Genomic DNA, 23138 nt, shown 5'->3' on the forward strand with positions numbered 1-23138 from the left:
ATCCTTTCGTTCTTGACGCTCCTCGGCAGAGGCGCTCCATTTTTGGTACAATAAGCGTATATTCCAAAGACAGGTGATGAAACATGCTACATCAAGGCGATATCTTAACGCTTCAGCGCCATTTCCAGTATCACATCCAACATGCTGTGCCTGTCGAGGTATATAGAGGCAACGTGCACGTTGACATCGGAATGGTAACCGCTGTGGATGAAGGTTTTGTGGAGCTGCAGGGTACCCTTTATAACCGCACCCTGTTTACCTTCATCTCACGTCCGGGATACTAGAAGCGGCATTCGCATTACGCCGACAAGGGTTACATCTTCCTCGCGAAAGGTGTAACCCTTTTTCTGTACCCTGTGCATTCTACTCTATTTCAAACAATTTACTGATCGACAGTTCTTCATGAACGCGGATGATAGCCTCGCCCATCAGTGGAGCAACGGACAGCACTTTTAGCTTTGAGGTCGGATTGCTGCTCCGAATTGGAATCGTATCCGTCACGATAATTTCTTTAATTGGAGAGTTTTCCAAGCGTTCGTGCGCAGGGCCTGACAATACTGGGTGGGTGCAGCAGGCATATACTTCCTTCACGCCGCCCTCCATCAGAGCATTGGCCCCCAGTACAATGGTTCCGGCCGTGTCGATAATATCATCAATCAGAATTGCCGTCTTGCCCTCGATATTACCGATGATGTTCATAACTTCACTGACATTTGGCTCTGGACGGCGCTTGTCGATGATCGCCAGTGGCGCGTTCAGGAAATCAGCAAGCTTTCTTGCCCGTACTACACCGCCATGGTCAGGAGACACTACAACAGGATTCTGAATCTGCTTGGAACGGAAATATTGGGCAAGAATTGGAACACCGAGGAGATGATCCACAGGAATATCGAAAAAGCCTTGAATCTGCATTGCGTGAAGGTCCATGGTAATGACACGGTGTGCCCCTGCTTTTTCAATCAGGTTCGCCACCAGCTTGGCCGTTATCGGATCACGGGAACGGGCTTTACGATCTTGACGCGCGTAGCCATAGTATGGAATAACCACATTGATGCTCTTCGCGGAGGCGCGCTTGAGTGCGTCTACCATAACCAGAAGCTCCATGAGATTATCATTAACCGGACCACATGTGGACTGTACAATATATACATGACAGCCGCGAACGCTCTCTGACAGCTTAACCTGAATCTCTCCATCGCTGAAGCTTGTCGTGTGGGATTCCCCCATCGGAATGCCGATATAATCGGCAATTTGACTGGCCAGCTTAGGATTGGAATTACAGGTAAAAATCTTTAGTTTGGAATCGCAATAAGTCATAAAATATAAACCCTCCGTGACGGAATTTAACTTCCAAGTGGCGCCGGCGCGGATTTGCGGGTCCGTCCGGCGCTTTGGCTTCTAGCACTCTACGATGGACTCGACTGGCCTTTTTTCTTAGCTTTGGCCTTGGCACGGATCTTCTCGGCGTACCCTGGCTTGTTCTCCTGCCTTACTCTGGCAATAGCCAGATCATTCTCTGGAACCGAACGTGTAATGGTAGACCCGGCAACAACAAACGCACCTTTACCCACTGTAACCGGAGCTACAAGGTTCACATTACTGCCAATAAAGGCATCATCGCCAATCTCGGTTCTTGCTTTATTGTAGCCGTCATAGTTAACGGTAATTGCACCGCAGCCCATATTTACATTCTTGCCAACTGTCGCATCACCAACATAGCTTAAATGCGACACTTTGGAGCCATCCCCAATGCTAGCATTCTTAATCTCCACAAAATCACCGATTTTAACCTCTTCCCCCAGCACAGCGCCTGGACGCAAATAAGCAAAAGGTCCAACAGAGGTTCTTGCGCCAACCTGAGCCTGATTGAGCACGGAATGCTTCACCTGAGCACCCTCCATGATTATACAATCCTCAATCTCACTGGACGGCCCGATGCTGCAGTCTGCACCAATGACAGTCTTTCCTTTCAGGATGGTTCCTGGATAAATTGTCGTATCTGCACCAATGGTCACATCTGCTGCGATATAGGTTGAAGAAGGATCAATAATGGTTACCCCATTCAGCATGTGCTGACGGTTGATGCGCTGGCGCATTAATCCCTCAGCCTCCGACAAGGCCAAACGGTCATTAACGCCAATAGACTCCGCAGCATCATGAGCCTGATATCCCAGAACGATATCCCCCTGTGCCCGGAGTATGCCGATAACATCGGTTAAATAATATTCCTGCTGGTTGTTGCTATTCGTAACCTTCTCCAAAGCTGCAAACAGCTTGGCATTATCAAAACAATAGGTTCCCGTGTTGATCTCATTCACAGCAGCTTCCTCCGGAGAGCAATCCTTCTGCTCTACGATCTTCAACACGCCGCCATCTTCACCGCGAATAATTCTTCCATAGCCTGCAGGCTGCTCCATGACAGCTGTAAGTACGGTTGCAGCCGCATTCTGGCCCTCATGCAGAGCCATAAGCCCCTCCAGCGTCTCCGCTGTCACAAGCGGTGTATCTCCGCAGATTACAACAGTTGTGCCTGTTTCGCCACCGAGAAGGTCTTTAGCCTGCTTTACAGCATGGCCTGTACCCAGCTGCGTTTCCTGAAGCACATATTCCGCATTCTCGCCCACGTAGGCTTTAACTTTCTCCGCGCCGTGTCCGACAACTACAACGGTGCGCTGGCATCCGGTCGCTTTTACTGTATCCAGTACATGCCCTACCATCGGTTTGCCGCAGACGGGGTGCAGCACTTTGTATAATTTAGATTTCATGCGCTTGCCTTGACCTGCAGCAAGTACAACAGCCATTCTTTTCAAGAATGCCAACCTCCTACTTCTTTAGCTCACTACTGAATATATCGCATTCCAGGCAAAAAGAAAAGAGAACCATGAAGGCATGGTTCCCTTTTCTTCGAACCCCAATAAAAAAACGGTATGGCCTTAAGCCACCCAAGTAAGGGCAGCCGTCCTTTCAGAGTTAGCGCCTAGCTTATGCTCCCTCTTCAATGACCTCTTCTTCTTCAGTAGCGGCGCGATCATACTCGGCCAGAACCGCGGATTGAATCTTCTCGCGTGTTCCCGAAGAAATCGGGTGTGCGATATCGCGGAATTCACCATCCGGTGTACGCTTGCTGGGCATAGCAACGAACATCCCGTTATTACCGTCGATGACGCGAATGTCATGAACAACAAACTCGTTATCGATTGTAATGGATGCGATTGCTTTCATTCTCCCCTCAGAGTTAACGCGGCGGAGTCTGACATCCGTAATTTGCATGTGTGTGTTCACCACCTTTTTCCATCAGAGACTTGGTGTATAATTCCACACAGCAATGCGAATTCCTTCTTTTCGATTCCATAAAATACCTGATTAAGAAGATTATTTTTGCCTACCCACCGTTTTCGACAGATTTCGTGAACTTCTCTGTGTTTTCCTCACGAATTCGACATTTTAGCCAACGATCAAGCGGAAAAATAATTCCCCGGATGTGCAGAGATCCGCCGTTCCTTAGAGTCCACTTCGCTTAACTTCACCAGGGAAACGTAGTCATGGAGCAGACGCTCCTCGGTTTCAACCGCTCCGGATTCAACCAGTACACCTACCCCGGCAACCTCGGCATTGAATTCACCCAGAAGATCGACCATACCGCGTACAGTTCCGCCTGCCTTCATGAAGTCATCCACAATCAGCACTCTGGACTTTTCCCGTAACGCCCGTCTGGACAGCGACATCGTATGTATGCTTTTATGCGATCCCGAGACATAATTGATGCTTACGGCTGAACCCTCCGTCACCTGATGGTCGCGGCGTACCAGTACTACAGGCAATCCCAGCTGCGCTGCCGTGGCATAGGCCAGAGGAATGCCTTTGGTCTCCACGGTCATAACGACATCGATCTCAACGCCATAGAAGGCTGTAGCAATGATCTTACCAGCCTGCTCCATTAGCGACGGAAGCCCAAGCAGATCAGACATATACAAATAGCCGCCCGGGAGTATACGGTCACTATGTTCAAGCTGCCCACACAGATCGTCTACAAAAGCCAGCGCCATGTCTGTAGGCATCCGCGGAATATAGCGCACACCTCCAGCCGCCCCAGCCAGTGTCTGCAATTCGCCCATGCCTTCCCCTTCAAATACCTCTTTTATAATAGCCAAATCTTCACTAACAGATGACTTCGCCGCCCCGTACCGGTCTGCAAATGTAGAGAGCGGGAGAAGAACATGCGGTTTTTCAAGTAAAAATTGGGTCATGTCTACCAAACGTTGGCTTCTTTTAAGTTTTTTCACGGAATGCTCCTCGCCAAAACCGAATATTATTAAAAATAATATCACTTTTGTACGGATTTACACAAGCATGGAGATCCACTGGATTGCCGTCAATAGCGTGTACTTAGTGCAGCGAACGCACGGCGTATACTTCTTTGCAGAATCCCCGCAGCCCGTTGTAAATTCTGGCTACCTTCGATTGCTTCGACACCAGGCCAAATACCGTAGGCCCGCTGCCGGACATGAGTACGCCCTCAGCACCCAGCTTGATCATAGCTTCCTTCAACTGCTGCACTTCCGGATGCAGCTTCAGCGTGACATCCTCCAGCACGTTGCCGAGTCCAGCGCAGACGGCCTCGAAATCGCCTGCGGCGATTGCCTCCTGCATACGGGATGCTGATGGATGCACAGCGATGCTGTTCGCGCGTACGCGTCCGTACACCTCAGCCGTCGATACATTAATCGGCGGCTTGGCCAGGACGACCCAGCACTGCGGCGGACTCGGGATAGGAGTCAGCCGCTCGCCTCTGCCCGTTGCTAGGGCAGTGCCGCCTGTAACGCAGAACGGGACGTCCGAGCCCAGCTCGGCGCCCAGTTCCTGTAGCTCCTGTGCCGGAATGCCAAGGCGCCAGAGCCGGTTCAGGCCGCGCAGCGTTGCTGCGGCGTCACTGCTGCCGCCAGCAAGGCCGGCAGCCACCGGGATTCTTTTATCCAGATGAATATGCACGCCGCTCCTCACGTTATAACGGTCTTTAATAAGCCTCGCCGCCTGAAAGGCAAGGTTCTTCTCGTCGAGTGGAATATATCCAGCCTGGCTTGAGATAATAATAGAGTCCCGTTTCAGCTCAGACAGTTCCAAGCGGTCCGCCAAATCGACCATGGTCATAATCATTTCCACTTCATGAAAGCCATCCGCGCGTTTATGCAGCACATCCAGCATCAGATTGATTTTTGCTGGCGCTTTTTCATACATTTTCAAGGCGTTCACCCACCCTCAGCTTTTCCCGTAAAAACAACTTAACATATTATATGAGAAACTCGTAACGAAGTCCATCAAGTAGAAAAGGTTTATCGTCCTTTTTTTAAGGACGGTACCATTTCAGCGGGAAATATAAGGATGATTGATGATGTGAAACATATAAATCCTTATATTTTATCAAAAGTTCAGCACATAACAAAAAAGGCACTGCCATGATGGCAGCGCCCCTCGCTACGCAGTCACTGCACGTACTTAATTAAGATTTGCGTGCGGCCTGCTCAGCCAGCTGAATTGCTCTTTTGACCATATTACCGGCATCCTGGGCTCTGATTCCACCCCAACCATCGCGTTCTACCGTCTCGTAAAAACCCAATTCCTTGGCCAGCTCCGTCTTCAATTCCTCAGACATCATTCCCCGCCTTCTACGGCTCATATCCGAAATCCCTCCTAAAAATGGTGGATGACAAGATTGTTGCTGCTTTAGTATGCTGCCAAGGCGGGAAGGCCATTCAGATGGATAACAAAAAACAGCCTCCCTGCAGGAGACTGCCATAAATCGTTAAGCTTTAATATACATAATCCGCATCTGCCCATCATCTTCGCAAACTGTGATTTCCACAGATTCGGTAAGTATGTCGGCGTAGCTGTAGGAGACTCGCTTGAAGGTTTGCTGCTCCTGATCCAGTTTGACAATAAATACAGAAGGGTACGTTTCTTCCAGGACACCGGTGCGTTCAACGGTTTTACGACGGCCACCGTTTGCACGCAACGTGATCTTATGACCGACGTGAGCTTCGAGACTGCGTTTAATTTCCAACAGCGCGTTATTAGCCATTGCCTGACGACCACCTCTTTCCTTGTCCATTATACAACTTTCTGTAATGATTGTCAAATCAAATAAACAATTATAGATGATGACAAAAACGTTGTCAACGGAATTTTTTTGGGATCTAGCAAGGCTGACATTAAATCCTTGTTAGCAGTAATATCAGAGTTTTGATTTTAAAAGCAAGAAACAGCATAACCAAAAAAAGCCCCGCTCGCACGAGGCCTTTCTGAAGGGTCTATTTGCATAGTATCAGCTACATGATCACCGAAGGTGCCACCTTTAGGGTAGACAGATTCTGCAGGCGGGGCATTCCAATTCGGAAGCTGCCACGGGTCTCGATTCCGCCCATCCCTTGGCTTCCGCTGATCGTATTGTTCAGCACATCCCCCAGACTGACGGACTCCCTGATGGAAGTAAAGGATGCTTTTGCTGCTATATAGACTGGATCCAAGGCATGAATCAGTATTCTTCCAGGCGAGCTGGCAAAGTTGGCACCTGCGCCGAGCAGTGCTTCGAAATGCGACTGGCAGGCTCCTGCTACAATCGTCAGTGTGTCAAAATTCCGCTCATATTCGCGCGCGACCCCAATCGCTGCAACGAAGTTTTGAGAATTTTTATAACTATTAAGGCTGTATAGATCATAAGTATGCTGCTGCTTGAGTACCCCATCATGTCCGGTAATGACTACTATATCCGGACGTACACGCGGCAACAGCCGGTACAGCGTTTCCGCCATCTTGGACTCATGGATATGATGTCCCTCGGCAGGGATCCTCAGCTGCTCGTACAGACTGAGACTCTTCTTCAAATACAGTGCATCACCGTCCAGGTGAAGCACCTTACCCGGTACTTCAAAGTAGGCCAGCTCCTGGGGAGACTGGGGCCTCCCCCCGAAGATAGACGCTCCGCTCCGCTGACTCTGCTCCTGCCGGTCTTTGCGCAGCCGGGTTAGCGACTCCGTAGCCTTAATCTGCGCCTGTTGTCCCCGCTCGGTAATACCGGTAGGTGGCACCTGCACCAAGTCTTCCAAAGGCGCATCCGCCAACAAGCGGAATTCAGTGCCTTTGATAACTGCCCCGTTATGCACAATATTCTCCACCCGAAACGTTACATCGCCACCGTAAGATTTGCGAACGACCAAGTCTCCTAAATTCATTTCCAACACCACCCCTACCCCATCGTATGGGCAAAGTCCCCGGTTGGTTCTTCATTGGTACTGATTTGAACGATATGAAAGGCCTAAGGTCGTTTTTCTTATCTACCCGATTCCAGCAGTAAGCAGCACGGCGCTTAGCCGGGCGTACTCCTCAAGACTGAGCGTCTCCCCGCGGCGGCTTGGTTCGATTCCTGCCTCGGCTAGCAGAGACTCCAAACGTTCACGTCCCTCTTCCGGAAAAAACCGGGCTTTGAGATTATTAGCAATGGTTTTACGCCGCTGTGTAAAAGAAGCTTGTACCACCTCGAAAAAATGCTTCTCATCAGCAACCTCTACCGGCGGACGCTCCCTCACTTTAAGACGGATCACCGCAGACTCCACATTTGGCTGTGGAATGAACACCGTGCGTGGCACCATACAGACCAGTTCAGGTTCACTATAATACTGCACAGCTATACTAAGGCTACCATATTCTTTCCCGCCAGGTGAGGCTGCCATGCGTTCAGCAACCTCCTTTTGGATCATCACGACGATATTATCGAGCGGCAGTTTTTCTTCCAGCAGCTTCATGAGGATTGGAGTGGTTACGTAATACGGCAGATTGGCGACCACACTCACTCTTTCCACAGCCGCAAAATCCTCAGCAAACAATTCCTGCAAATTCACCTTCAGCACGTCATCGTTCCGGATTTTGACATGCGGGTAAGCGGAGAGGACATCCCGCAGTATCGGGATTAGCCGCCGGTCAATCTCAACTGCCGTTACCGCTCCAGCGGATAGCGCCAGCCTTTCAGTCAAAGCGCCAATCCCTGGCCCAATCTCCAGTGCACCGGCTGCCTGATCCAGACCCGCAGCATCCACAATTTTGTCCAGGATATTCTGGTCAATCAGAAAATTCTGACCCAAGCTTTTTTTAAAGGAGAATCCGTAACGCTGAATGATTTCCTTAGTGCGTACCGGCGATGAAATATGATTGTTGCCACTCATGAGGTAATGCCTCCCTGATCAATTTGCGCGAGAGCATTTGAAAATTCCTCTCGTGTTATGCCAAACATCGCCAGCCGCTTATACAACTGCTTACCGTTACAGTATCCAATCCCCAGCAGATTACCCAGCACCATTCTCCGTTCCGCTGCCTGCGGATGCACCATCATTCCTGCAGCCATCAGATCCTCGAGCCCAATCAGAGCCGGGGCACCTTCAAAGGAAGTATGAACATGCTTAAGAGCGTGACGAATGGCCTCCGGAGAAGCGTTTTCCACTCCTATGTCACCTTTACGGGTAGCGTCTTTTTCAGGTATGAACGCATGCTTGCAGCCTGGCACCTTGGAAGACACAATCTTCCGGATGCGTTCACCGGCATGATCAGGATCTGTTAGAATAATGACCCCTCTGCGTTCCATAGCCAGTGCAATCTTTGCGATCACTTTGCGGTCCACTGCTGAACCTCCTGTTTCAATGGTATCCGCCTCTACAGCTCGTTTAATGGCAACTGTATCGCTTTTACCTTCCACAACGATTAATTCCTTGATCATTTTCTAAACTCCTTACTCTGCAACGCAAAAAGAAGAGGATTCGCTCCCCTTCTTATTGGCTAAAGAATGTATAAGTGATGAGCGGTAGGCTCTGAAATTCCGTAACAGTCTTAATTGCTACCCTCACTATATCTTATTAACTGTTAATTTGCAAAAAACTGCTGCTTAATTCAGCTCTGGCTTCACAGGCCCGATCACATAAATTGTACGTGATTTACGCCCAAAGTTACGGGCATTGCTCAGGGAATCATAGTAGACATCCACCTTGTTGCCTTTAATGGCACCGCCGGTATCCTCTGCACGGCGAAACCCAAGACCCTCAATATACACCCACCAGCCGATAGGTATTACGTTTGGATCCACAGCAATGGTCCGACCTTCCGTTACGCGTGTGCCGGAGGCCGTACGTGTACCAATCCCTGGCTCTTCAGAAGAATAAGCCGTCATGGATACATTTTTGATTATTTTTTTGTACTCAAAATCTATACCTGCTTTGCTCGCAACATTGTTGCTGTTTGTGCTGACTTTAGATGTTTTTGTGGTAGTGGTTGAATTGGAAGTTGCAGTAGTGGCTACAGCAGCCTTGGGAAGTGCTTTGGTACCAATAGCAATGATTTTGTCTTTGGTAACCGTCTGTACTTCCTTGCCCACCATGCGCATAGATGCCAGCTCGCCATCTTGATAGATTTTCTCGATATGCTGGACCATAACGCCCGGTTTGCCCGCTTGCGCAACTCTTACAGTTCCCTTTGTCAGGGAGGGGTCTGCGGTTTTAATAACCCGGAAAGGCAAATTTGTTGTCCGCTGTACCACTTGCTTGTTAATCCGGACAATTTTGATTTCCATGTCGGCAGAAACTGCGGTGTTGAGAGAAGGGTAAATCTTGTCATAGCTCTCCAGGCTGATGCCCAGTTTGTCAATCGCCTGACCGATGGTGTCTTCGGTTGTGTAGAGCGTTTTGGTTGTTCCATCCGCTGTTAGCTTAAAAGCCTGCGCATGGTTGATTACGACACGGTCGCCGTCTTTTATTTCATCACTAAGGCCAATAGATAATGCATCTTGCGGCTGCAGCGAAATTTGTTCTTTTGCCAGCACATCACTGAGCAGCGTATCCCGCGTCTCCAGCGTCTGTACCTTTCCATCTATTACTAAAGTTATTTCTTTAAAGCTTTGACCGTGTACGTACAGCAGAATTACTAGCGCGATAACGATTGATGCCGCGCCTGCAAGTGAAAGTACGCGAGGATTCACTTGCTTCCACCGTAATGCGAAAGACCTGCTGGATGATTGCGAATCATGGGATACTTCTGGTTGGAATACGCCCATTCTCTCCATCCTCCTTACATAGCCCCGTCGTCCAAGTTGTATAGCAAAGGTGACTGTATCACTTCTGACGAAACTAGGTTTGAGATTGCACAGGATACGCCCGCATTGCTTTAGCGTTTCCTGCTCATGGATCGCCTGCTCGGCATAGCTACTCCAGACATCTGTTATACAACAGTATGCTGGAAACATTCGCATTATTCAAAAAACAAAAAAAGCCTAAAAAGAGTTCACAGAGGACTCTTTCGTGGCTCTCCGGGTGTCAGAATACGCGGGAATGTTTATGCACGAGGTTTCCTCTCTTACTTGCGCTTACGGGGTTAGCTGTCGGGTTCGGGCATAAGAGAGACGCCCTATCTCAGGTCACCCGCTCACGGCGGTTGCCCTCAAATTCACCCCAAAGACCACGTGAAGAAATCAAATAAAGTCTGCGGCATTTCTGTGTTGTACCCTATGTACGGACATGCGGCAGATCATTATTGGTTCCCCCGTTCTCCATACGGAGACTCAGCGAGACGATCCATGAAAATGTGACTGTCACAGTAACAACAGCTCACTTCACTGAAAAGATGATATCCTGTTTTGATGCATGTTGTAAAGCACGATTCAACCACGTTTACGCAAAAAAATCATTAAAATATTGTAATAATCGGCCGTTTTTTTATTAAAAAAGTTTAATATATCGGCTATACTTCTTTTTTCACCGGATTTACTCCCGTTTTCAGACAATCCCAAATCGTTCCAGTGCGTTCGCATACGTTATTTCAGCTAATTCCTGTAAATCAATTCCTTTTATTTCCGCAGCTGCCTCGGCGACAAGCTTCACATATGCACTCTCATTTCGCTTCCCACGGAAGGGATGGGGCGTGAGATATGGAGAGTCCGTTTCGATCAAAAGCCGGTCCATTGGAGTCTGCGCAAGCACCTCTTTCGGCACTCTGGCATTCTTAAAAGTTACAGGTCCACCAAAGGACAAATGAAACCCTAGATCAAGGCACATTTTAGCCGTTTCCCAGCTCCCCGAAAAGGAGTGCATGACACCGCCAATCTCATTTGCCTTCTCTTCCCTCAAAATCCGTACCACATCCTCGTGCGCATCACGATTATGTATACAGATAGGCATTTTTAGTTCCCGTGCCATACCAATCTGTTTGCGGAATACCTCCTGCTGTATTTCTTTGGGGGAAGTATCCCAATAATAATCGAGCCCGATTTCTCCGATAGCCACCACCTTTTTATGGCTGCACAGAGAGGCAATCCAGTCCATATCCCCCTCCTTCATGTCAATCGCGTCCACGGGGTGCCAGCCTACTGCTGCATAAATATAATCATACGTTTCTGCTAATTTCATTGTCGTTGGAATCGTTTCCCGATTAAATCCAATATTAATCATCTTGCTGACTCCAGCCTCTAAAGCGCGTGCAATAACCTCCTCGCGGTCCTCGTCGAATTGCGGTGCATCCAGATGAGTATGTGTGTCGAATAAGCGCATGCTGAATCATCCTTTCAGTATTGTTTTCTATGATGAATTCCAGAAATTTTTGTATTATTTTGCAAAGATCTCAGCAATGGAAACAGGCAGCTGTGTAAGCACATTCTGTAGCTTATCCTGCGGAAAATAAAGATGATACCGGCCGCGGTGAATACCGCTGATCGAACGGACTATATCGGATACCTCAGAGATCTCCCGCAGTTTATCATGACGGTCCAGCAGCAAAATTTGTTTGCTGTCAAAACCCTCCCCTGGACGAAAAACATCATAAGGAAGATCTGTCGGATAATCAATCTCCAGATCGTAATCAGGATGCAGCCCGGCCCCCGCAAAACTGAGGCGGATTTCATCAATCGTCTCCGAGTCTAGGTGATCCATTTCTACATATTTATACAGTTTACGATGAATAAATCGGCTGCACAAGTCAGCTAATGTTTCATCGGATTCCAGAGTCCACTGCATAAATGCAGTCTGTACCAAGGCTTCATCCAGCAGTAAATACTGTTCCACATTAATCTCTCCACCAAATAAATCACTGAGCGGATTGATCATAAAACGGAAATTATACCCCTCCTGTAGAAGCTCTTTCGCCCTGCGGAATATCTGGCGCAAAATAATCTCCGAGCTGCGTGTAACCGGATGAAAATATACCTGCCAATACATCTGGTAACGTGACATCAGATAATCCTCGATGGCATGCATACCTGATTCCTTTACGACAACCCGTCCATTATAAGGACGCAGCATTCTCAGAATACGATCAATGTCGATTGTCCCATAATTCACCCCCGTATAATAGGCATCACGCAGCAAATAATCCATACGGTCTGCATCCAGAGGACCCGACACCAGGTTGACCACGATTTCATGCTCATACGTTTTGGCAATCACAGATGCAACCTTGCGCGGAAAATCTTCACTCACTTCTCGCAGTATGGCAGTGACTTCTGTGTTCTCCTGTATAATTCTGCATGTCCAGTCTTCGTGATTCATTTCAAAAGCTTCTTCTATAGAATGGGAGAACGGTCCATGTCCCAAATCATGCAGGAGTGCAGCACATAAAGTGAGCAGGCTCTCCTCCGGCATCCAATCCTTGTACCCGCTTCGTTCAAACTGGGAGATGATCCGCCGTGTAATTTCATAAACTCCAAGAGAGTGGGAAAAGCGGCTATGTTCAGCCCCGTGGAAGGTTAGATAGGAGGTGCCAAGCTGGCGGATTCGACGCAAGCGCTGAAATTCGCTGGTATTGATCAATCTCCAGATAATCGTGTCCTGAACATGAATATAATTGTGTACCGGATCTTTAAAAACCTTTTCTTCTGTCAGCGGTTGCATCATTAAGTTCAACTCCTTTAGATAATAAGAATAGAAATCAGTTGAAATTAAGGTTATAATAGTAGATAATGTCGCACTTTGTCGAATAATGACACTTTTTCAATTTACAAATCGACAAATTACTTTATTGCAGTTTTCGTAAGATTTTCTTTATTTATAAGCCTTACAAAAGTTTTTTTCGAATTCAGCTTGAACTCGACAGTAAAAAAGGTTGACTGTTTTGGGAATGGTTGGTATTATAAGTATCATAAAACGGTGAACATTGTCGAATAATGACGCTTTTGAACATTGAGAGGAGCAACGATTACAATGATGAAATCAACAGGTATCGTTAGAAAAGTAGACGAGCTAGGACGGGTTGTTATTCCAATTGAATTGCGCCGTACACTGGGCATCGGTGAAAAGGATGCGCTCGAAATTTACGTGGACGGTGAGCGCATTATGCTTAAAAAATATGAGCCTGCTTGCATATTCTGTGGCAATGCGGAAAATGTAACCTATTTCAAAGGTAAAATTGTTTGTCACGAATGCATTTCTGCTATCCCTACCCCTGTGACAAATTAAAGCAAATAGGTTATAATAAGAACTAATCAAATTGTTAATTCTAACCTTTTTATATCTCCTTGGCCTCCCGTTATTGCGGGAGGTATTTTTTATGTAATTCTACCCTCCTGAGGTTTACCCTCCCAAACCCTCCCTACAGGGAGGGCCCTAAGGGCTCCCGTCCTCTGGACACTCAGAAGCTAGTCTAACTGTGATGCTGGCTCTCCCTACGGGAATCGCTTGGCTACACTTATACCCAGATTTATACTCGAAATTAACCCTTTACCATATATATAAATGTAGAAACTACATTTACAACTAATATAAGGAATAACTTTCTGCCAATATATAGGTAGAGTGCAGATATTTCCTCGTTGATATTTCCTTATTCTCTCTCCAATAGTGCATTATAAATATCCCGTTTTGCCAACCCGCGGTCTGAAGCTGCCTTTTTCATAGCATCCTTACGTGACAGCCCGGAAGTTTCATAATGCGTTACATGCTCTTCGATACTGAGTTCACGCCACCAGGAAGATTCGGCAAGCTCGGCCTCTTCTTTGCTCTCACCCTCCAGCACAATCACGTACTCACCCATCGGTGGATGCTCTGACAACCATACCAGACACTCTTCAATGCTGCCACGCAGGAACTCCTCGTACCGTTTTGTCAATTCACGGGCGAGTACAATCTTGCGGTTACCAAAAGTCTCCTGCAGATGGGCCAAAGTTTTTGCTACACGATGCGGTGATTCATAGAACAGCAGGGTGCCTTGTGCCGAACGAAGACCTGACAGCACGTTACGAATATCCTTACGCTCCCTTGGCAAGAACCCGATGAAGGTGAAGGTGGTTGTGGGCAGGCCAGAAGCAATCAAAGCAGACAGTGCCGCATTAGCACCGGGAATCGGAATCACGGGGATCCCATGGCTGATCGCAAGCGCTACGAGATCAGCTCCAGGGTCAGAAATGGCAGGCAGACCAGCATCGCTAACCAATGCCAGATTTTTACCTTCTATTATATATCGGATAAGCTCTGGTCCACTCGCTGCCTTATTATGCTCGTGATAACTGAATAGCATCGAAGGCGTGATTTCGAAGTGGCTGAGCAATTTACGGGTCTGTCTCGTATCCTCCGCGGCAATAATGTCGCATTCCTGCAAAGTGCGAACAGCACGATATGTCATGTCTTCCAAATTACCAATGGGTGTGCCCACCAGATACAGTGAGCCTGTCCCTTTTTGTTGTTCTTCATTCCTGTTTTGAAAGCTGCTTTGGCACGAGATCATCATGATTTACCCTCTTTAGCTCCGTAGTAGATATCCAGAATTTCCGGACAGTATTGATTGTCCTCATTATATACGATCAGTGGAGGTTGTAAACGCACCTCAGGCTTGCCGTCGCGTGCTGCCTCGATTAGTACCATATTGGCCTCCAAATGGGCACGGGGATGAACAAAACGAATCAGCTTCGGCTCCAGTCGATATTGTCTCATCAGACTGATGATATCCACCAGACGCTGTGGCTTATGAATCATACTTACCTTCCCTCCGGTACGGACAAGCCTAACACAGGCCTGAATGACTTCCTCGAGGGTGCAGCCCAGCTCGTGGCGGGCCATAGCCTGATGAGTATTCATTTTAAGGTCACTCCCATTTAGCGGCATGTAGGGCGGGTTAACCGTTATCGCATCATACACCCCATATCCTGCCGTATGATGCAGCTCACGCAAATCGCCTTCATGGATAATTACCCGATCCTCCAGACCGTTCATCGCTACACTTCGACGGGCCATATCTGCCAGACGGGGCTGAATTTCAATACCTTCTATGGAAGCTTTGGTACGGGTGGTAAGAAGCATCGGAATTACGCCATTTCCAGTACACAGATCGAGCACTTTACCCCGCGGTGGTACACTGGCGAATCGTGCAAGCAACACAGCATCCATTGAAAAACTGAATACCTCGTCGCTTTGAATAATCCGTAAATCATGTGTGAGTAAATCATCTACCCGCTCCCCATTATGTAAAGGAACTGGGTTATCGTTAAAAGAATTTGTCATAGTGTTCTCCATTTCTCGAAACCATACTGACTTCGAAACCTAAACGTCTGTAAATTCAAAAAAAACCGTAGGCGTAAATCTCCTACGGCTGGATTTGCTCATTTATTAAGAAACGAAAGACAGAACAAGCAGTCACCTTCTGTACGCAAATGCCCAAAATAGACATTACAGATATGAAAGCCTTCATGATAGAGCCGCGCCAGATTGTCATAACCTTCCCCGACAACCTCTCCGGCTCCCTCGCTAGCGGCCAACAGAGCCTCCGCCTCAGCAGAATGGGCAGCAGGGTCCAAGGGCGCTTCCCGCTTCAATATTTTACGAAGCTGTTCATTCTCCAGACTTAGCCTTTGATTGGCTTCCATTAATTCCTTAACCGCCAACTTCCAATCTCCAAGACTTGAGCGCATGTTTTCCATCTGCGCTTCCATCTCCTGCATTTGTGCAAATATATTTAGCTTCTCCAAGTTTCCACCCCGAAAGTAACCTTATATGGTTTACTTGACGACAACATCATCCATTGGAAGTTCCTTAACTTTGCCCACTTCAAACAATTGCACATGAACTGTACGGCTTCCAGCATTAATGCCTACGACCTTACCATCACCCAGTGAGGTTACGACTAGCTTGCCCACACCTGGCATTTCTTCCTTTGTACTTTCGTAATTATCATGCTCAAATTTCAGGCAACACATAAGTCTTCCACAAAGACCCGAGATCTTTGTAGGGTTCAGTGAGAGATTCTGGTCCTTTGCCATCTTTATGGATACCGGTTCGAAATCTCCAAGCCAGGAAGAGCAGCAGAGCACCCGGCCACAAGGCCCTAACCCACCGAGCATCTTGGCTTCATCACGCACCCCAATCTGTCGGAGCTCAATACGGGTACGGAAGATGCTGGCCAGATCCTTGACTAACTCACGAAAATCTACACGGCCTTCAGCAGTAAAATAGAAAATAATCTTATTGCGGTCAAACGTAAATTCCACATCCACAAGCTTCATTTTGAGGCCATGATCGCGAATTTTATTTAAACAGGTAGTAAAAGCATCCTTAGCAGCACCTTTATTCTCTTCCACCACGCGTGCATCCGTTTCACCGGCAATCCGCATGACTTTTTTGAGAGGTAATACTACATCGGCTTCCTGCACCTCTTTTTTCCCTACGACAACCTTACCGTACTCGACACCTCTTGCTGTCTCCACAATCACGCATTGATCCCGTTCAATCGGAAAATCGAGCGGATCAAAATAATATATTTTACCCGCCTTTTTAAAGCGGACACCTACTACGCTGTACAAAAATTAACCCCCTTGTTTGCCGGTAAAAGGAACCCTAAAGCAAGTCCGCTCCCTGGTGATTCATGCTTGTCCTTCCTCATCCGTTAAACCATTTTTCCAGGCTGAAGCGTTGATCCGGAGGATATATCAAAACTAACCCATTAACTTTCCAATCGGATTAGGAACTGCTCCAGACACAATTGGGCATTGGCATTGGAACGCAGCTTGCGCTCACTCTCTGCAGCAAATTCCATGTAGGCCACCCATTGTTCGGTACTCCGCTGACGGGCATGTCTGGAGATAAAGTCTAACTGATCTATGAAAACGATACTTTCGTGCTTTCGGTACAGGAAGTAAAGCATATCTTTGAACCATAAGTGGAACATGCTGAACAGGATATCCAAATGTTCACTGAGTCCCGTCTTGAACAGCTTCTGCCCGGCAGTTGCTACTGCGGAGCTGCCCTTGCCCAAAGACTCCTTTGCTAATTGTAACACTAGATTTCTCATTTCTGCAAACCAATTCTGTGCCAAAAGTTCCCTGCAGCCATCAAGTCCTGAAGTTAATGATACCGCACATCGCGCAAGTGGTACCGGAACCCCTTCACTAGCCAGTGCCTGAAGCATCATGTCCGGATGTAGAGGACTAAATGGAATGCGCTGTGTTCTGGACTGTATTGTCGGCAGCAGGGAACTGCTGTTGTCGGATATCAGAATGCCCACCGCAGGTGCAGGGGGCTCCTCTAAAAACTTAAGCAGACTGTTTGCGGCCTGAACCGTCATTTTGTCCGCTCCTTCTATAATATACACTTTAGGGTTAACACCCTCTGAGCGGTAAGAGAACATGCGTTGCAGTTCGCGGATCTGGTCGATTTTGATACTTGCACCATCAGGCTTAAGCAGAGACAAATCCGGATGGTTGCCATGCTCTACTTTGCGGCATTCCAGACATTCACCGCAGGCATCATCTTCACTGGTGGTACAAAATATAGCTTGGGCGAACATAAGCGCCGTCTTCATTTGACCACTTCCTGATGGTCCTGTGAACAGATAGGCATGGCTCACTGCATCTTTACGCAGAGCGTTTTGAAGCAGACGCTTAGCATCCTCCTGGCCTAATATATCATGAAAAGACATACATTCCTCCAAGTCTTTTAAAAAGAAAGGTTAATCAGCATTCCACGGATTTCTCCAACACGCCCCAGCAAATCAATACGGCCCTGCTCACTTTCCAGCAGTTCATCAGCCATATTTAGCAGAGCTGCATCTATTTCTTCTAGCAGTTTGTAGCGTTTCCCCCGCCCCCGGCGGTCCCAGCCCTTGGTTTCCTTCAGAACAACACCCCGGCGGGCAGTTTCTTCCAGGAATTTTTTGATCATATTCCGGTAGATGGACAGTTCACGGACCGTCATAGATTTGGAAAGACGGTCTCCCTGTTGCTGAATATCCTTGATCTTCTGGTTCAGCTCATCTATCGTCTTTTGTTCACCTTGCTGCTGAAATATATCAGTAAAGGTTTTCTGCTGAACGGGCCTTCCCGCTCCTGCAGTCGGCAGCTCACTTTTCAATGGCCTGTAGCCGGGATTGATTTTCAAAGGTTCCACCGCCCTTTAGTGAGAATTTATCTATATTATACTCAATAATGCTCAAAACGATCGACAGGAAGCACAAATACGGTCGCTCCGCCTACTTGAACCTCTACGGGAAGCGGTAAATAGGAATCCGTCGTACCGCTCATTGGAGTCACCGGGGTGACAAGCTGCTCACGTACCTTGCAACTGTTGCGAATGACAGTTAATACAGCTTCCACCTGAGAGTCGTCAACACCAATCATAAATGTAGTGTTACCTGCCCGTAGAAATCCGCCTGTACTGGCTAGTTTGGTTGCACGAAAGTTTGCTTTGACTAGTTCACTCGACAATCGGTTGCTGTCTTTATCCTGGATAATTGCAATGATCAGATTCATCTTCGCTTTCCCTCCTAAAAGTTTTGTGAGTTCACTTCATATATTCCCTTTGTACAAGACATTCTTCAAAAACGTGCATTTAATCTTGTACACTTAGTTTAATTAGACAAAACGTTCTAAAAATCCTTTAATATACGTTCTTTCAGTATACGGACTATATCCTGCTCCACCATGTGAATAGGACGGTTGGCATCAAGCACCACAATCCGCTCCGGGTCAGACATTATGACCTGGCGGTAACCCTCTCTAACCTTTTGGTGAAAAGCCAGGCTCTCCAAGTCGAGACGGTTCACTTCCCGTTCCTCATTGGCGGCAATCCGTGATAACCCTACTTCCGGGTCCACATCCAGATAAAATGTAAGATCGGGGGTTCGTCCGCTGGTAGCAAACTGATTGATTTTCCTTACCTCTTCGATACCCAGTCCTCTAGCATAGCCCTGATAAACCAGGCTGCTGTCGACAAAACGGTCGCATAACACGGTAAGTCCTTCTTTGAGCGCGGGCTCAACCACCTCTGCCAAATGCTGGCTTCGGGATGCTGCATACAGCAGTGCCTCCGTACGCGCATCCATCGCTGTGTGGGCCGGATCTAGAATAATGGAACGGATCTTCTCGGCAATTTCAATACCGCCAGGTTCGCGGGTAATCAGATAAGGCATGGAATGATTCTGTAGATAGGCTGCTACCCTGCCGAGTACGGTTGTTTTTCCGGAGCCATCGCCTCCCTCCAGAGTAATAAAGAAACCTTCTTGTGCCACTTATGCGTCTCCGCCTTTCTTAATGTTGTAAACCAGAATATGTTGTAGAGCCGGATCCGCACAGGCCTGGAACTTGGCTCCTCCCTGGCTAAGTCCGATAAGCCGGTTGCAAATATCTTCGCTTATCTCTTCTCCTGGATATAAGAGTGGAATTCCTGGCGGATAAGGTATTACCATCTCTGCCGCCATTCTACCCGTACTATATTCAAGCCTTATACTTTCGGTTTCCAATACATTCACTGGTTTCATCGAAAATAACACAGGACTCGAAATCAAATTATTCGTGAAATTGTTCCACGTGGAATTTTTTGCGGAAGCCGGAGCCATTTCAGCTGCTGGCTCATCAGCTATTTGCCGCAGCGCAGCCAGCAGCCGTTCCGTATCTTCTGCCTTCGAGCCAAGGCTGAAGGCAAGCACCACGTGCCGGTCGTCGCTCATCTCCGGCACAATGCCCTTTGCTTCGAGCCTGCGCTGGAGCTCGAAGCCCCCCAGGACTCCGTCGGCGTCATATATGACCGCCTTAAAGGGGTCCTGGGTGCTGTACGCCGCCGTGCTTCGCGGCGGCATCCCAGTGGCGGCGCCTGCATCATCGGCGCCGCAGCCCGGCTGCAGCGGCTCTGCCGGCTGCAGCAGCCCGTAGCGCGGCAGCGCAGCCAGGCCGCGCCGCAGTACATCCACGGCGGCGAGTCCCGCCGTGAAGGCCCCGGCACGCTGGCGGTGCACCAGCCGGCGGGCCAGATCGAGCGAAGCCATCACGGGGTATGATGGGCTGGAGCTCTGTACCATGGCCAGCCGCTGCCGCAGCAGCGCGCGGTCGAGCCATGGCCCTTGCACATGCAGCATGGCGCCCATAGTCAGCGCCGGCAGCATCTTATGCGTGGACTGCACGACACCGTCCGCGCCACACATTAGCGCCCCCGCCGGCAGCGACGGGTGCTGTCCGTAATGCGCCCCATGCGCTTCATCCACCAACAGCGGGATACCGCTGTTATGGCAGGCCTGTGCGAGGGGCGCCAGATCACTGCCCATGCCATAGTAATTCGGCATGGTGACCAGGACGGCGGTGGCCTCTGGGTAGGCTGCAAGTGCAGCCTGAACCGTATCAGCCTCCGGAGCAATCATAAGACCGCTGTGCCTATCCATCTGCGGCTCCACAAAAACAGCACGCACCCCAGCCAGCATCAAGCCATGGATAACAGACTTGTGAACATTCCGCTGAAGAATAAGCGTCATTCCAGGCTCAGGACACACCGTAAGTATTAACGCCAAATTACCGGCAGTACTGCCCCCAACCAGGAAAAAGCTCTCCTCCGCCCCAAAACAATCTGCTGCGAGCTCCTGAGCTTCCCTAATTACCCCTTCGGGATGGTGAAGGTCATCGGTTCCTGTAATCTCAGTTACATCGTACCTCATCACCTCACCTAAGAAACCGGCACTTCCTTGCCCTCGATAAGCTTCTCCGTTCTTATGTCCAGGTACATGATAAGAGATATTACCCTTAGCTCTATATTGTTCCAGCATTTCATATACAGGTGCCCTGCCAGGCTCTAATCTATCCATCTTTTCTTCCTTCCCTGGGGGTTCCCTTCTATTTTAACGCAAATATGTCCAAACGCCTATATTTCGGCCAAAATGCTTAATCACATAACAAAACAGCTCCTCCCGTCAAAAGCACCGGTGAAGCCGTTATATGGGTGATTCTTAAGCTTGCTAACACTAATTAGGCCAATCATCTAATTGTGCGCCTATTATCATCTAAGCCTACCTGCTTCGTTCAAGCATTCTTTTGCAGATCAATCTTCTTCATCCGGCCCACGAAAAAGCGGTATTTGGCGTCTTCAGCCTCTGTACGTACCATCTCAGCCTCACAATCCACACAAATAAAATGCGAGACAATCACGATTCCTTCTTCTTTCATCTGCCCGCAAATGATGCAGGCTTGATCGGTCTGCTGTTCCATTACCATCCCACCTTGACTCTTTTAAGAACAGTATGATACACTTTCTATCATTTTAAACCTTTTCATAGATTTTTCCTATCCTGCATTGGCTCAAAATATATGTATTCATCAGCAGCCCAAACGGTGCTTATGGCTAATTCAGTTTAATAAAATGCCTTCCCCCGCCGATATTAGTATCATAAGGACTTGTGAGGAGGTCAGCGCTTTCATATGGAAGCAAACAACAAAGGTTCAGCTACTTTCTATCAGTACAAACTAATCAAAAAAATCAACACTACCGCCGCCTGGCTGCGTGTCTATATGGCGCTCCCTATTATCTGTGTCGTTTTAGAGACCCTTTTCCTTTCCTGGTGGAGCATTCTGTTTATGACCATTGCTGCACCTGTCATTCTGTGGATTCAGTATGTGATCTCACGTTCTGTACTCCTAATTTCTGGACATCCCATTGCAAAACGGTGGAAAATGTCCTTCCGTCTGCCCTGGCCAGGTTATATGCCCGACCAATACATCAATTATGGCATTTTCCGCAAAGTACAACTTCATAACCTTTGGATCGGGCTTTCCATCACTGCACTCTTTATCGTTTGGGTACCTTTGGCCTTCACCGTGTCATTAGCGGTATTCCATCTATGGATGCTCTTACCCAAGTTGTATATCCTATTCCGTATTCACCGTGAACAAAAGGACGGTATGTTGAAGTTTACTCCAACCGATGCTTCTTATTACTCACAATAGAAATTTGATTATTTACATAAGGCAACATATACTGCATCTGCAGCAAAAACAAACCGGCATCCTACTGAGGATGCCGGTTTGTTTATTTTGTCTTTATTCCTTTAATTGATGCTTTCTTTTCCTTTGGAATCATGACTATAAAATAACCATTATGCACGGTTAAGTGTACAATCACTTCATCCTTCTGATAAACGCGGGAATTTGTCGAATCCTCTTCCTTTTGCTCTTCCCAGCCCCAGGCTTCTATGGCCTTGCGGTAAGGCTCCGGCACACCCTCCTTTTCCTTAAGATGAGGCATAGAATAACGGACATAGTCCATAGCTACATTACTAGTTGTTCGATCTGTAGAATTAGCTTCTTTAGGAACAGGAAAACTCTTTTCGTTAAGGGCTCCCTCAAAGGTATCCCAGGCAGGCTCCTTCGTTCCACAACCAACCAGCATTACACCTACTATACAAAGAATGAATACTATCCATAAAAGTCGGGTTCGCTTCATACCTAAATCCTCCTTACCACTGCCATGCATCTAAAGACACAAGAAAATTCACTGCAAGAATTTATCAGTAGTTCATTCGTATTAAGGATGTGCTTAATATTTGCACTTTTCTATTATACTTGGAACAGAAAGTTCGTCGGTAACAAAAATGTCACTCAATTGAAAGCGTTTTATTTATTTTTTTGTAATTTAGACTAATATATATGGAACTTGAAATCATTCTAATGGTTTCTTTCCATAGATAATGTTTGAAGTCCAGCCTCCATATAACTATAATCCGCAGATTGCTTCAATTTTGATGAAGTCATAGTAATTTTCCTACTACAGCCTATGCAGATATATAACAAAAAAAGCCACTGTCGATTACTCAACAATGGCTTTCAGTGCTTGGCGGCGTCCTACTCTCCCAGGACCCTTCGGTCCAAGTACCATCGGCGC

The 23138-nt window shown here is 47.8% G+C and carries 27 protein-coding genes and 1 riboswitch; of the genes, 3 read left to right on the forward strand and 24 right to left on the reverse strand.

Annotated features, from left to right (window positions below):
• The first annotated feature begins 83 nt into the window (after positions 1-83).
• Positions 84-284 (forward strand): hypothetical protein, encoded by a 201-nt coding sequence (locus AC0MA3_RS24705; protein WP_440837992.1) that lies wholly within the window; start codon positions 84-86, stop codon positions 282-284.
• Positions 285-363: 79 nt separating this feature from the next.
• On the opposite strand, the gene AC0MA3_RS24710 is transcribed toward AC0MA3_RS24705, so the two are convergent.
• The 13 genes from AC0MA3_RS24710 to AC0MA3_RS24770 form a co-directional block, all read right to left on the reverse strand.
• Complete coding sequence (locus tag AC0MA3_RS24710; RefSeq protein ID WP_019914487.1) at positions 364-1317, reverse strand: ribose-phosphate diphosphokinase; 954 nt, start codon at positions 1315-1317, stop codon at positions 364-366.
• Between the two features lie 89 nt (positions 1318-1406).
• Positions 1407-2810, reverse strand: coding sequence for a bifunctional UDP-N-acetylglucosamine diphosphorylase/glucosamine-1-phosphate N-acetyltransferase GlmU (gene glmU / locus AC0MA3_RS24715; protein ID WP_474658148.1), 1404 nt, complete (start codon positions 2808-2810; stop codon positions 1407-1409).
• A 172-nt stretch (positions 2811-2982) separates the two neighbouring features.
• The gene (gene spoVG / locus AC0MA3_RS24720; RefSeq protein WP_020425826.1) at positions 2983-3270 is read right to left on the reverse strand and encodes a septation regulator SpoVG; all 288 of its coding nucleotides are present in this window, start codon (positions 3268-3270) and stop codon (positions 2983-2985) included.
• 185 nt (positions 3271-3455) lie between these two features.
• Complete coding sequence (purR, locus tag AC0MA3_RS24725) at positions 3456-4283, reverse strand: pur operon repressor (RefSeq protein ID WP_474658149.1); 828 nt, start codon at positions 4281-4283, stop codon at positions 3456-3458.
• Positions 4284-4386: 103 nt separating this feature from the next.
• On the reverse strand, positions 4387-5241 hold the full coding sequence (gene ispE / locus AC0MA3_RS24730) for a 4-(cytidine 5'-diphospho)-2-C-methyl-D-erythritol kinase (protein WP_379164027.1): 855 nt from the start codon (positions 5239-5241) through the stop codon (positions 4387-4389).
• Positions 5242-5497: 256 nt separating this feature from the next.
• Positions 5498-5674 (reverse strand): small, acid-soluble spore protein, alpha/beta type, encoded by a 177-nt coding sequence (locus AC0MA3_RS24735; RefSeq protein ID WP_379164031.1) that lies wholly within the window; start codon positions 5672-5674, stop codon positions 5498-5500.
• Between the two features lie 126 nt (positions 5675-5800).
• Positions 5801-6076 (reverse strand): biofilm formation stimulator Veg, encoded by a 276-nt coding sequence (gene veg, locus AC0MA3_RS24740; RefSeq protein WP_019914493.1) that lies wholly within the window; start codon positions 6074-6076, stop codon positions 5801-5803.
• A gap of 247 nt (positions 6077-6323) precedes the next feature.
• Complete coding sequence (yabG, locus tag AC0MA3_RS24745; RefSeq protein ID WP_379164034.1) at positions 6324-7226, reverse strand: sporulation peptidase YabG; 903 nt, start codon at positions 7224-7226, stop codon at positions 6324-6326.
• Positions 7227-7328: 102 nt separating this feature from the next.
• Positions 7329-8213 (reverse strand): 16S rRNA (adenine(1518)-N(6)/adenine(1519)-N(6))-dimethyltransferase RsmA, encoded by an 885-nt coding sequence (gene rsmA, locus AC0MA3_RS24750; protein WP_379164037.1) that lies wholly within the window; start codon positions 8211-8213, stop codon positions 7329-7331.
• Complete coding sequence (rnmV, locus tag AC0MA3_RS24755; protein ID WP_474658150.1) at positions 8210-8761, reverse strand: ribonuclease M5; 552 nt, start codon at positions 8759-8761, stop codon at positions 8210-8212. The genes rsmA and rnmV overlap by 4 nt, the downstream gene beginning before the upstream one ends.
• A 165-nt stretch (positions 8762-8926) precedes the next feature.
• Positions 8927-10087 carry a ubiquitin-like domain-containing protein gene (locus tag AC0MA3_RS24760; RefSeq protein WP_379164043.1) on the reverse strand — a complete coding sequence of 387 codons (1161 nt, stop codon included), beginning with the start codon at positions 10085-10087 and terminating at the stop codon, positions 8927-8929.
• 291 nt (positions 10088-10378) lie between these two features.
• Positions 10379-10607: riboswitch (cyclic di-AMP (ydaO/yuaA leader) on the reverse strand.
• A gap of 198 nt (positions 10608-10805) precedes the next feature.
• On the reverse strand, positions 10806-11576 hold the full coding sequence (locus AC0MA3_RS24765; protein WP_379164046.1) for a TatD family hydrolase: 771 nt from the start codon (positions 11574-11576) through the stop codon (positions 10806-10808).
• 54 nt (positions 11577-11630) lie between these two features.
• Positions 11631-12914, reverse strand: coding sequence for an HD domain-containing protein (locus AC0MA3_RS24770; protein ID WP_474658151.1), 1284 nt, complete (start codon positions 12912-12914; stop codon positions 11631-11633).
• 306 nt (positions 12915-13220) lie between these two features.
• Here AC0MA3_RS24770 and AC0MA3_RS24775 point away from each other — a divergent pair, with 306 nt between their 5' ends.
• The gene (locus AC0MA3_RS24775; RefSeq protein WP_019914502.1) at positions 13221-13475 is read left to right on the forward strand and encodes an AbrB/MazE/SpoVT family DNA-binding domain-containing protein; all 255 of its coding nucleotides are present in this window, start codon (positions 13221-13223) and stop codon (positions 13473-13475) included.
• A gap of 364 nt (positions 13476-13839) precedes the next feature.
• On the opposite strand, the gene rsmI is transcribed toward AC0MA3_RS24775, so the two are convergent.
• From rsmI to AC0MA3_RS24825, 10 genes are all read right to left on the reverse strand, one after another.
• Entirely contained in the window at positions 13840-14742 is a 903-nt protein-coding gene (rsmI, locus tag AC0MA3_RS24780) for a 16S rRNA (cytidine(1402)-2'-O)-methyltransferase (RefSeq protein WP_474658152.1), read from the reverse strand.
• A complete protein-coding gene (locus AC0MA3_RS24785; protein ID WP_474658153.1) occupies positions 14739-15512 on the reverse strand; it encodes a tRNA1(Val) (adenine(37)-N6)-methyltransferase in 774 nt (257 codons plus the stop codon). The genes rsmI and AC0MA3_RS24785 overlap by 4 nt, the downstream gene beginning before the upstream one ends.
• 98 nt (positions 15513-15610) lie before the next feature.
• Positions 15611-15976: an initiation-control protein YabA gene (locus AC0MA3_RS24790; RefSeq protein ID WP_379164058.1), complete on the reverse strand. Its 366-nt coding sequence runs from the start codon at positions 15974-15976 to the stop codon at positions 15611-15613.
• Between the two features lie 30 nt (positions 15977-16006).
• Positions 16007-16807, reverse strand: a complete 801-nt coding sequence (locus tag AC0MA3_RS24795; RefSeq protein WP_379164061.1) for a PSP1 domain-containing protein — start codon at positions 16805-16807, stop codon at positions 16007-16009.
• Between the two features lie 140 nt (positions 16808-16947).
• Positions 16948-17922 (reverse strand): DNA polymerase III subunit delta', encoded by a 975-nt coding sequence (gene holB, locus AC0MA3_RS24800; protein ID WP_379164064.1) that lies wholly within the window; start codon positions 17920-17922, stop codon positions 16948-16950.
• Positions 17923-17939: 17 nt separating this feature from the next.
• A complete protein-coding gene (locus tag AC0MA3_RS24805) occupies positions 17940-18380 on the reverse strand; it encodes a YaaR family protein (protein ID WP_379164067.1) in 441 nt (146 codons plus the stop codon).
• A gap of 41 nt (positions 18381-18421) precedes the next feature.
• Entirely contained in the window at positions 18422-18751 is a 330-nt protein-coding gene (locus tag AC0MA3_RS24810; RefSeq protein WP_020427905.1) for a cyclic-di-AMP receptor, read from the reverse strand.
• A 116-nt stretch (positions 18752-18867) separates the two neighbouring features.
• The gene (tmk, locus tag AC0MA3_RS24815; RefSeq protein ID WP_379164070.1) at positions 18868-19509 is read right to left on the reverse strand and encodes a dTMP kinase; all 642 of its coding nucleotides are present in this window, start codon (positions 19507-19509) and stop codon (positions 18868-18870) included.
• The gene (locus tag AC0MA3_RS24820) at positions 19510-21069 is read right to left on the reverse strand and encodes an aminotransferase class I/II-fold pyridoxal phosphate-dependent enzyme (protein ID WP_474658154.1); all 1560 of its coding nucleotides are present in this window, start codon (positions 21067-21069) and stop codon (positions 19510-19512) included. It lies immediately after the preceding gene.
• 214 nt (positions 21070-21283) lie between these two features.
• Positions 21284-21469, reverse strand: coding sequence for a sigma factor G inhibitor Gin (locus AC0MA3_RS24825; RefSeq protein ID WP_379164076.1), 186 nt, complete (start codon positions 21467-21469; stop codon positions 21284-21286).
• Between the two features lie 210 nt (positions 21470-21679).
• Here AC0MA3_RS24825 and AC0MA3_RS24830 point away from each other — a divergent pair, with 210 nt between their 5' ends.
• Positions 21680-22204: a hypothetical protein gene (locus AC0MA3_RS24830; protein WP_474658155.1), complete on the forward strand. Its 525-nt coding sequence runs from the start codon at positions 21680-21682 to the stop codon at positions 22202-22204.
• Between the two features lie 82 nt (positions 22205-22286).
• On the opposite strand, the gene AC0MA3_RS24835 is transcribed toward AC0MA3_RS24830, so the two are convergent.
• Positions 22287-22700 carry a hypothetical protein gene (locus AC0MA3_RS24835; RefSeq protein WP_474658156.1) on the reverse strand — a complete coding sequence of 138 codons (414 nt, stop codon included), beginning with the start codon at positions 22698-22700 and terminating at the stop codon, positions 22287-22289.
• Positions 22701-23138 lie beyond the last annotated feature (438 nt).

The sequence above is a fragment of the Paenibacillus sp. LS-5 genome (assembly GCF_056121505.1).

Bases quoted from the DNA above. Each gene is read 5' to 3' on its own strand.
- AC0MA3_RS24765 (WP_379164046.1), bottom strand. From the start codon at position 11,576: ATGCGCTTATTCGACACACATACTCATCTGGATGCACCGCAATTCGAC.
- AC0MA3_RS24820 (WP_474658154.1), bottom strand. From the start codon at position 21,069: ATGGATAGATTAGAGCCTGGCAGGGCACCTGTATATGAAATGCTGGAA.
- AC0MA3_RS24810 (WP_020427905.1), bottom strand. From the start codon at position 18,751: ATGAATCTGATCATTGCAATTATCCAGGATAAAGACAGCAACCGATTG.
- AC0MA3_RS24835 (WP_474658156.1), bottom strand. From the start codon at position 22,700: ATGAAGCGAACCCGACTTTTATGGATAGTATTCATTCTTTGTATAGTA.
- AC0MA3_RS24735 (WP_379164031.1), bottom strand. From the start codon at position 5,674: ATGAGCCGTAGAAGGCGGGGAATGATGTCTGAGGAATTGAAGACGGAG.
- AC0MA3_RS24710 (WP_019914487.1), bottom strand. From the start codon at position 1,317: ATGACTTATTGCGATTCCAAACTAAAGATTTTTACCTGTAATTCCAAT.
- yabG (WP_379164034.1), bottom strand. From the start codon at position 7,226: ATGAATTTAGGAGACTTGGTCGTTCGCAAATCTTACGGTGGCGATGTA.
- rsmA (WP_379164037.1), bottom strand. From the start codon at position 8,213: ATGAGTGGCAACAATCATATTTCATCGCCGGTACGCACTAAGGAAATC.
- rsmI (WP_474658152.1), bottom strand. From the start codon at position 14,742: ATGATGATCTCGTGCCAAAGCAGCTTTCAAAACAGGAATGAAGAACAA.
- AC0MA3_RS24830 (WP_474658155.1), top strand. From the start codon at position 21,680: ATGGAAGCAAACAACAAAGGTTCAGCTACTTTCTATCAGTACAAACTA.
- veg (WP_019914493.1), bottom strand. From the start codon at position 6,076: ATGGCTAATAACGCGCTGTTGGAAATTAAACGCAGTCTCGAAGCTCAC.
- AC0MA3_RS24705 (WP_440837992.1), top strand. From the start codon at position 84: ATGCTACATCAAGGCGATATCTTAACGCTTCAGCGCCATTTCCAGTAT.
- AC0MA3_RS24825 (WP_379164076.1), bottom strand. From the start codon at position 21,469: ATGGAACAGCAGACCGATCAAGCCTGCATCATTTGCGGGCAGATGAAA.
- rnmV (WP_474658150.1), bottom strand. From the start codon at position 8,761: ATGATCAAGGAATTAATCGTTGTGGAAGGTAAAAGCGATACAGTTGCC.
- AC0MA3_RS24785 (WP_474658153.1), bottom strand. From the start codon at position 15,512: ATGACAAATTCTTTTAACGATAACCCAGTTCCTTTACATAATGGGGAG.
- holB (WP_379164064.1), bottom strand. From the start codon at position 17,922: ATGTCTTTTCATGATATATTAGGCCAGGAGGATGCTAAGCGTCTGCTT.
- spoVG (WP_020425826.1), bottom strand. From the start codon at position 3,270: ATGCAAATTACGGATGTCAGACTCCGCCGCGTTAACTCTGAGGGGAGA.
- AC0MA3_RS24760 (WP_379164043.1), bottom strand. From the start codon at position 10,087: ATGGGCGTATTCCAACCAGAAGTATCCCATGATTCGCAATCATCCAGC.
- AC0MA3_RS24770 (WP_474658151.1), bottom strand. From the start codon at position 12,914: ATGATGCAACCGCTGACAGAAGAAAAGGTTTTTAAAGATCCGGTACAC.
- AC0MA3_RS24775 (WP_019914502.1), top strand. From the start codon at position 13,221: ATGATGAAATCAACAGGTATCGTTAGAAAAGTAGACGAGCTAGGACGG.